Source organism: Paraburkholderia sp. (assembly GCF_035501035.1).
GTDB lineage: Bacteria > Pseudomonadota > Gammaproteobacteria > Burkholderiales > Burkholderiaceae > Paraburkholderia.
Window position 1 is genome coordinate 1 of the sequence record NZ_DATJWR010000350.1, and the last position, 8,265, is coordinate 8,265.

The 8,265-nt window shown below is 68.0% G+C and carries 8 protein-coding genes; all 8 read left to right on the top strand.

The genetic code is table 11. The features are described 5' to 3' along the window. Positions 1 to 444: amino acid permease (locus tag VMJ11_RS25555; protein ID WP_325622986.1), on the top strand; the 444-nt coding region annotated here is incomplete at its 5' end. A gap of 526 nt (positions 445 to 970) precedes the next feature. Next, positions 971 to 1,459, top strand: a complete 489-nt coding sequence (locus VMJ11_RS25560; protein ID WP_325622988.1) for a (2Fe-2S)-binding protein — start codon at positions 971 to 973, stop codon at positions 1,457 to 1,459. A 14-nt stretch (positions 1,460 to 1,473) separates the two neighbouring features. After that, positions 1,474 to 3,864: a xanthine dehydrogenase family protein molybdopterin-binding subunit gene (locus VMJ11_RS25565; RefSeq protein ID WP_325622990.1), complete on the top strand. Its 2,391-nt coding sequence runs from the start codon at positions 1,474 to 1,476 to the stop codon at positions 3,862 to 3,864. Positions 3,865 to 3,877: 13 nt separating this feature from the next. Beyond that, on the top strand, positions 3,878 to 4,690 hold the full coding sequence (locus tag VMJ11_RS25570) for a xanthine dehydrogenase family protein subunit M (RefSeq protein ID WP_325622992.1): 813 nt from the start codon (positions 3,878 to 3,880) through the stop codon (positions 4,688 to 4,690). 81 nt (positions 4,691 to 4,771) lie between these two features. Further along, entirely contained in the window at positions 4,772 to 5,659 is an 888-nt protein-coding gene (locus tag VMJ11_RS25575; RefSeq protein ID WP_325622994.1) for a MoxR family ATPase, read from the top strand. Positions 5,660 to 5,787: 128 nt separating this feature from the next. Beyond that, positions 5,788 to 7,059, top strand: a complete 1,272-nt coding sequence (locus tag VMJ11_RS25580) for a VWA domain-containing protein (protein WP_325623000.1) — start codon at positions 5,788 to 5,790, stop codon at positions 7,057 to 7,059. Further along, positions 7,050 to 7,685 (top strand): carbon monoxide dehydrogenase subunit G, encoded by a 636-nt coding sequence (locus VMJ11_RS25585; protein WP_325622996.1) that lies wholly within the window; start codon positions 7,050 to 7,052, stop codon positions 7,683 to 7,685. Before VMJ11_RS25580 ends, VMJ11_RS25585 begins: the two co-directional genes overlap by 10 nt. Then, the coding region (locus VMJ11_RS25590; protein WP_325622998.1) for an XdhC family protein at positions 7,658 to 8,265 on the top strand (608 nt) is incomplete at its 3' end. The genes VMJ11_RS25585 and VMJ11_RS25590, both read left to right, overlap by 28 nt.

Here is an 8,265-nt window from a genome sequence, read left to right on the forward strand (position 1 = left end):
CGCATCATCTACGCGATGTCGCGCGACGGCCTCCTGCCGCCAAAGCTCTCGAAGCTGCATCCGCGCTTCTCCACGCCGTTCCTCACGACCTGGCTCGTCGGCATCTTCTTCGGCCTGATCGGCGCGCTCGTGCCGCTGAACGTGCTCGCCGAACTCATCAACATCGGCACGCTCGCCGCGTTTTCGATGGTGTCGATCGCCGTGCTCGTGTTGCGCAAGACGCACCCTGACCTCCCGCGCGCGTTCCGCTGCCCCGGCGTGCCCGTCGTGCCGGTTCTGGCGGTTGCCTCGTGCCTGTTCCTGATGATCAATCTCCAGGCGCTCACCTGGATGGCCTTCGTCGTCTGGACCGTGATCGGCCTCTTCATCTACTTCGGCTATTCGCGCCGTCATTCGCGCCTCGCGCACGCCCCTCACGCACACCACGCGCCGCACGATCACTGAGCGCGCGATTCGAGGCTCGTGTGCCTCACCTCATCTCGCTGCGCTGCAACGCAACGGCCCGCCCCGATCTTCGGCGCGGGCCGTTTTTTTCGCGCGGCGCACCTGCGCCGGCGAGTAAAACCCCGCGCAGCGCAAACCGGCAAATTGTGCTTTACTGTCCGGGCGTCACCTCCAGGCTTCACGGAACAGCAAGGCACCAGCCGGACCCAGATTCCGCTCCACCCGCTTCGCCCGAACCACCACCGCCGCGTTTTTTCTGCGGCGGTCTGCGTTGCGCGCGCATTCAGGCGCAATGCGTCAGACGGGCGAGTTTCCAGTGGGCGCCATGGCGGAAGATTCAGGTGAAAAGCGGGCCCAGGCCGGTCTCTATCCCATAACTTTGTATGGGACCAAGTCAAGTGCAATGCTGACTCTGACCGAACGCCCTCCGGGCGTGGGACCAGAGTCGGCGTGGCGATCCGGGTTAGCGCTTTGGCGCCTGCCCAGGTCCCATGGCATTGACTCTGGTCGACACAGGAGACAATCAATGGCGATCAGTATCCGCCTCACGGTCAACGGCGCACCCGTGACCGCCGAGGTCGAACCTCACACGCTCCTAGTCCAGTTCCTGCGCGAACAGCTGCGTCTGACCGGCACGCACGTCGGCTGCGACACGGCGCAGTGCGGGGCCTGCACCGTGCATCTGAACGGCCGCGCGATCAAGTCGTGCAACCAGCTCGCCGTGCAGTGCGATGGCATGGAGGTGACGACGATCGAAGGTCTCGCGAAGAACGGCGAACTGCACCCGATGCAGGCCGCGTTCCGCGAATGCCACGGCCTGCAATGCGGCTTCTGCACGCCGGGCATGGTGATGTGCGCCGCCGCGCTGGCCGCCGAAAAGCCCGACCTTTCCGAAGCGGATGTCCGCGCGGGCCTCGACGGCAACCTGTGCCGCTGCACGGGCTATCACAACATCGTGAAGGCGGTGGTCGCGGGCGCGCAGGGCATGCGCGCGGACGCCACCACCACCGCGTGATTCGGGAGGCCACCATGAACGCACCCGAACCCAATCGCATGATCGGCGCGCCCGTGAAGCGCAAGGAAGACTTCCGCTTCCTCACCGGCGCCGGCCAGTACACCGACGATGTCGTCCTGGCGGGACAAACGTATGCCGTGTTCGTACGCTCGCCGCACGCGCACGCGCGCATCAGGAGCATCGACACGAACGCCGCCAAAGCCGCGCCCGGCGTCGTGGCCGTGTTCACCGGCGCGGACCTCGCGGCGGAGAACGTGGGCGGCCTGCCGTGCGGCTGGCTCATCCACAGCATCGACGGCTCGCCGATGCACGAGCCGCCGCACCCCGTGATCGCGCATGAGAAGGCGCGCCACGTGGGCGACCAGGTGGCGCTCGTGATCGCCGATTCGATCAAGGCCGCGAAAGACGCCGCCGAACTCATCGAAGTCGATTACGAGGAATTGCCGGCCATCGCCGACACGGCGCACGCCGCCGACGCGGGCCAGCCGCTCGTGCACGACAGCGTGCCGAACAACACCTGCTACACGTGGGGCCACGGCGACAAGGCCGCAACCGACGCCGCCTTCGCGCAGGCCGCGCACGTGACGACGCTCGACATCGTCAACAACCGGCTCGTGCCGAACGCGATCGAGCCACGCGCCGTGAACGCGAGCTACTCGCCGCACGACGACAGCTACACCGTCTACGTGGCGAACCAGAATCCGCACGTCGAGCGGCTGCTCATGGCCGCATTCGTGCTGGGGCTCGCAGAAACGAAGCTGCGCATCGTCGCGCCCGACGTGGGCGGCGGCTTCGGTTCGAAGATCTTTCTGTACGCCGAAGATGTCGCGCTCACGTGGGCCTCGAAGAAGATCCGGCGTCCGGTGAAATGGACTGCCGAGCGTTCGGAGTCCTTCCTCTCCGACGCGCACGGCCGCGACCACGTGACGAAGGCCGAACTCGCGCTCGATAAAGATGGCAAGTTCCTCGCCATGCGCGTGCACACCACGGCGAACATGGGCGCGTATCTCTCGACATTCGCTTCGAGCGTGCCGACCATCCTCTACGCCACGCTGCTCGCGGGCCAGTACACCACGCCCGCGATCTACGCCGAGGTGAAGGCCGTGTTCACGAACACGGTGCCCGTAGACGCGTATCGCGGCGCGGGCCGCCCCGAAGCGACCTATGTGGTCGAGCGTCTGGTGGAAACGGCCGCGCGAGAGATGAACATCGACCCGGCCGAAATTCGCCGCCGCAACTTCATCACGAGCTTCCCGTACGCCACGCCCGTGGGCCTCACCTACGACACCGGCGACTACGAAGCGTGTCTCTCCCGCGCGCTCGAACTCGCCGACGTCGACGGCTTCGCCGCGCGCCGCGACGCATCGAAGGCACAAGGGAAACTGCGCGGCCTCGGCCACTCGTGCTACATCGAGGCCTGCGGCCTCGCGCCGTCGAACATCGCGGGCGCGCTCGGCGCGCGTGCGGGCCTCTTCGAAGCCGGCGAGATCCGCGTGAACCCAACGGGCTCCGTCACCGTGTTCACGGGCTCGCACAGCCACGGCCAGGGCCACGAAACCACCTTCGCACAGGTGGTCTCCGACCGTCTGGGCGTGCCGATGGAGCAGATCGAGATCGTGCACGGCGACACGGCGCGCATTCCGTTCGGCATGGGCACCTATGGCTCGCGCTCGATCGCCGTCGGCGGCTCGGCCATCATGAAGGCGCTCGACAAGATCGAGGCGAAAGCGAAGAAGATCGCCGCGCACCTGCTCGAAGCGGGCGTGGAGGACATCGAGTTCGCGAATGGCGTGTTCCGCGTGGCGGGCACCGACCGTACGAAGACCTTCGCCGAAGTCTCGCTGGCCGCCTACGTACCGCACAACTACCCGCTGGAGACGCTCGAACCGGGACTCGACGAAAGCGCGTTCTACGACCCGACCAACTTCACCTATCCGGCGGGCGCGTATCTGTGCGAAGTCGAGGTCGATCCCGAAACCGGCGAAACGCGCATCGATCGCTTCACCGCTGTGGACGACTTCGGCAACGTCATCAATCCGATGATCGTCGAAGGCCAGGTGCACGGCGGCCTCGGCCAGGGCATCGGCCAGGCGATGCTCGAGCAATGCGTGTACGACAAGGAGAGCGGCCAGTTGCTCTCGGGCTCGTACATGGACTATGCGATGCCGCATGCGTCCGACGTGCCCTCGTACACCGTGGAGACCGCGAAGGGCACGCCGTGCACGCACAATCCGCTCGGCGTGAAGGGCTGCGGCGAAGCGGGCGCGATCGGCTCGCCGCCCGCCGTCATCAACGCGATCCTCGATGCGCTCGCGCCGCTCGGCGTGAAGGACCTGCAGATGCCGGCCACGCCGCATCGGGTGTGGCAGGCCATCCAGGCCGCTCAAACCCCTTCACACCCTTAAGCGGAGGCAACGCATGTACGCATTCAACTATCAGCGCGCAAGCGACGCGCAAGGCGCCGTGAAGACCCTCGCGGGCGATACGGACGCCAAATTCCTGGGCGGCGGCCAGAGCCTGCTCGCGGCGATGAAGCTGCGGCTCGCGCAGCCCTCCACGCTCGTGGACGTCACGCGCATTCCCGAGCTGAAAGCGATCGAGGTGAACGGCAAGGTCGTGAAGGTGGGCGCGGCGGTGTGCCATGCCGACGTCGCGGGGAACGCCCAGATCCAGAACGCGCTGCCCGCGCTCGCGGATCTCGCGGGCAAGATCGGCGACCGGCAGGTGCGCGCGCTCGGCACGCTCGGCGGCTCGCTCGCGAACGACGACCCCGCCGCCGACTATCCGGCGGCGGTGCTCGCCCTGAACGCCACGGTGGTCACGGACCGGCGGCGCATCGCGGCCGACGACTTCTTTCGCGGCATGTACGAGACGGCGCTGGAACCCGACGAACTGATCGTGGCCGTGGAGTTCCAGGTGCCCGAGCGCGCGGCCTACGAGAAGTTCCCCAATCCGGCCTCGCACTTCGCGCTCACGGGCGTGTTCGTCGCGAAGTATGCCGATGCGGCGGCGGGCGGCCCCGTTCGCGTCGCCGTCACGGGCGCCGGGGCTTCGGTGTTTCGCGCGAGCGCGCTCGAAGACGCGCTCAAGACGAATTTCGCACCCGAAGCCGCGCGCGCGGTGACGATGCCCGCCGACGACCTCAACACCGACCTGCACGCGAGCGCGGCCTACCGCGCGCACCTGATCCCGGTGCTCGCGGCGCGCGCGGTGACGAGGGCCAACGGCTGAGGACGTTCCCGAGGGCGCTCGCTCCCGCGCGCAGCCTGCGCGAGAGCGAGCGCCGCCATTGATCCGCGTTGGCAGACCCACATGCAATCCGCCTCGATCGACGACACGCTCGCGCAGCTCGAAACGCGCGGCTATTTCGCGAGCCGCGAGCTCGCCACGGCGCTCTTTCTCGCGCTGCGCATGGAGCGCCCGCTCTTTCTGGAAGGCGAGCCGGGCGTGGGCAAGACCGAGCTCGCGAAGGCCGCCGCCGCGATGCTCGGCACAACGCTCTTGCGCCTGCAGTGCTACGAAGGGCTCGACACGGCGAGCGCGCTTTACGAATGGGACTATCCGCGGCAGATCATGGCGCTGCGTCTGGCCGAGGCCGCCGGCGAAAAGCCGCACAACGACACGCTCTATCGCGACGAATTCCTCTTGAAGCGCCCGCTGCTTCAAGCGTTGCAACCCGACCCGAACAACCCGTGTGCACGCCGCGTGCTGCTGATCGACGAAATCGATCGCGCGGACGAGCCGTTCGAGGCGTTCCTTCTCGAACTCCTTTCGGACTTCCAGGTATCGATTCCCGAATACGGCACGGTGCGCGCGAGCGAGCCGCCGCTCGTCGTCATCACGTCGAACCGCACGCGCGAAGTGCACGACGCGCTGAAGAGGCGCTGCATCTACCAGTGGCTCGGCTATCCCGAGCGCGAGCGCGAGCTTGCGATCGTGGCCGCGCGCGCGCCCGAAACCGCCGTGCAATTGCAGCACCGCGCGGTGGCGTTCGTGCATCAGCTGCGGACGATGGACCTGTTCAAGGCGCCCGGCATTGCGGAAACGATCGACTGGTGCCGTGCGCTCTCCGCGCTCGCGGTGACGGAACTCGATCCGCAGTCGGTGCAGGACACGCTCGGCGTGCTGCTCAAGTACCAGGACGACCTTGCGCAGCTCGACACGCAGCGCATCGCGCAAACGCTCGCGCTGGCGGAGTGAGAACGATGCGTAATGAGACACCTGCGGAGACACCTGCAACCACACCCGCAGCCATACCTTCGGACACACCAACACCAACACCCGCGCCCGAAGCCTCCGCGCAAACAGAAGCCCCCGTGCCCGCCCCGATGTTCGCCCGCAATCTCGTGCATTTCGTGCGCGTGCTGCGCGGCGCGGGATTGCCGATGTCGCCGTCGTGCGCGGTGGACGCCATCGAGGCGCTGCGCCACATCGACCTCGGCCGCCGCGACGACGTGCATGCGGCGCTCGCGGCGCTCCTCACCAGCGCGCCGGACGAGCGCGAAATCTTCGACGCGGCATTCGCGCTGTTCTGGCGCGACCCCGACTTCGAAGGCAAGCTGCGCGCGCTGCTGCTGCCGAAGGTCCATGGCGGCGTGCCGCCGCCGCGCCGCAACAACCGTCTCGCCGATGCGCTCGCGGCGCGCGCGCCCACGCGGCCCGGCGCAAAGCCGCCGCCCTCGCATGAAGAGCACGAACTGCGCGCCCACGCCACCTTCAGCGCCGATGAGCGTCTGCGCCAGCGCGACTTCGACACGCTTTCCGCCGACGAATGGCGCGCGCTGCGCCACCTGATCCGCGCGCGCCGCCTGCCGCTCGCGACCGAGCGCACGCGGCGCCTGAAGACATCGTCGCGCGGCACGCACGCCGACTTGCGGGCGAGCGCGCGCCACGCGGTGCGCGCAGGCGGTGACTGGACCGTGTGGAAATATCGCGCGCCTGTGGAGCGCAAGCTGCCGCTCGTGCTGCTGCTCGACATTTCCGGCTCGATGAGCAGCTATTCGCGCGCCGTGCTGTACTTCTGCCATGCGCTCCTGCAGTCGCGCGAGCGCCTCCAGGTGTTCCTGTTCGGCACGCGCCTCACGCATGCCACGCGCGCGCTGCGCGAGCGCGACCCCGACATCGCGCTCGCGCAGCTCGCCACCCAGGTCGCGGACTGGTCGGGCGGCACGCGCATCGGCGCGACACTCGCGGAGTTCAACCGGCGCTGGGCGCGCCGCATGCTTGGCGGCCGCGCCACCGTGCTGATGGTCACCGACGGGCTCGATCACGATGAAAGCGGCCTGCTCGCGCAGGAAATGGCGCGCCTGCATCGCTTCGCGCATCGCGTGATCTGGCTCAACCCGCTCTTGCGCTACCGCGACTTCGCACCGAAGGCGCGCGGCGTGCAGGCCATGCTGCCGCACGTCGACGCGCATTACCCCGTTCACAATCTCGACAGCCTGGAAGCGTTCGCGCGCAGCCTGTGCGAAGCCACGCCGCGCGCGCATGGGCCCGTGCGTGTGCATTTGCCCGCGCACCTGGCCGATACGGCACAGTCGGCACGCGCATTGCACACATCGCATGAGCGCCCTGCACAAGGAGAAACACGATGGAGTTGACCGAAAGTCACGCGCTGCCGGTGCCGCAACAACGGGCCTGGGAGGCGCTCAACGACACGGCGATGCTGAAGGCGTGCATACCGGGCTGCGAAAGCATCGAAGCCGATGGCGAGAACACCTACGCGGTCGCGCTGACCGCGGCGGTGGGTCCGGTGAAGGCGCGCTTCAAGGGGCGCATGCAGCTCACCGATATCGACGCCCCGCGCAGCTACAAGATCGTCTTCGAAGGCCAGGGCGGCGCGGCCGGCTTCGGCAAGGGCGACGCGCACGTGACGCTCGAACCCGACGGCGACGCGTCGACCACGCTCACATACAGGGCGAGCGCCCAGGTGGGCGGCAAGCTTGCGCAGATCGGTTCGCGCCTCGTGGACGGCGCCGCGCGCAAGATCGCCGCCGAATTCTTCAAGCGCTTCGGCAAGCAGCTGGGCGGCGGCGGGGCGCAGCGGGATACGGGCGAAGCGAGTGCCGGGGCCGCCGCGCAAGCCGCGAGCCAGATGGAAAGCCAGGTGGAAAGCGAAGCGGCAAGCAACGCGGAAAGCGAAACCGAAGGCCAGCGCGAAGGCGAGAGCGCTGAGGACTCCCAAAAGAGGAAACGATCATGGACAGCGTGGATCTCGAAGTCCTGAAGTCGAGCGTGCGCTGGCTCGAAGCCGGCCACCGCGCAATGCTCGTGACAGTGGTGAAGACGTGGGGCTCGTCGCCGCGCCCCGAGGGCGCGATGCTCGTGGTGCGCGACGATGGCCTCGTGGTCGGCTCCGTCTCGGGCGGCTGCATCGAGGACGATCTCATCGACCGCGTGCACCGCGAGGGCGTGACGCTCACGAAACCCGAGGCCGTGAAATACGGCATCACGGCGGAGGAGGCGCATCGCTTCGGACTGCCATGCGGTGGCACGATCCAGCTCGTGCTCGAACCGCTGAGCGAGGCCTCGGGTATCCGCGCGCTGCTCGAAACCGTCGAGCGCGGCGAACTCGTGGCGCGCACGCTCGACATGGCGACCGGCAACACCACGCTCGGCCCCGCGAGCGCGACGGATGGCGTGGATTTCGACGATACGCGCCTGCTCACGATCCACGGCCCGCGCTACCGCATGCTGGTGATCGGCGCGGGGCAGCTCTCGCGCTACCTCTGCCAGATCGCAGCGGGCCTCGACTACCAGGTGACCGTGTGCGACCCGCGCGAAGAATACACCGACACCTGGGACGT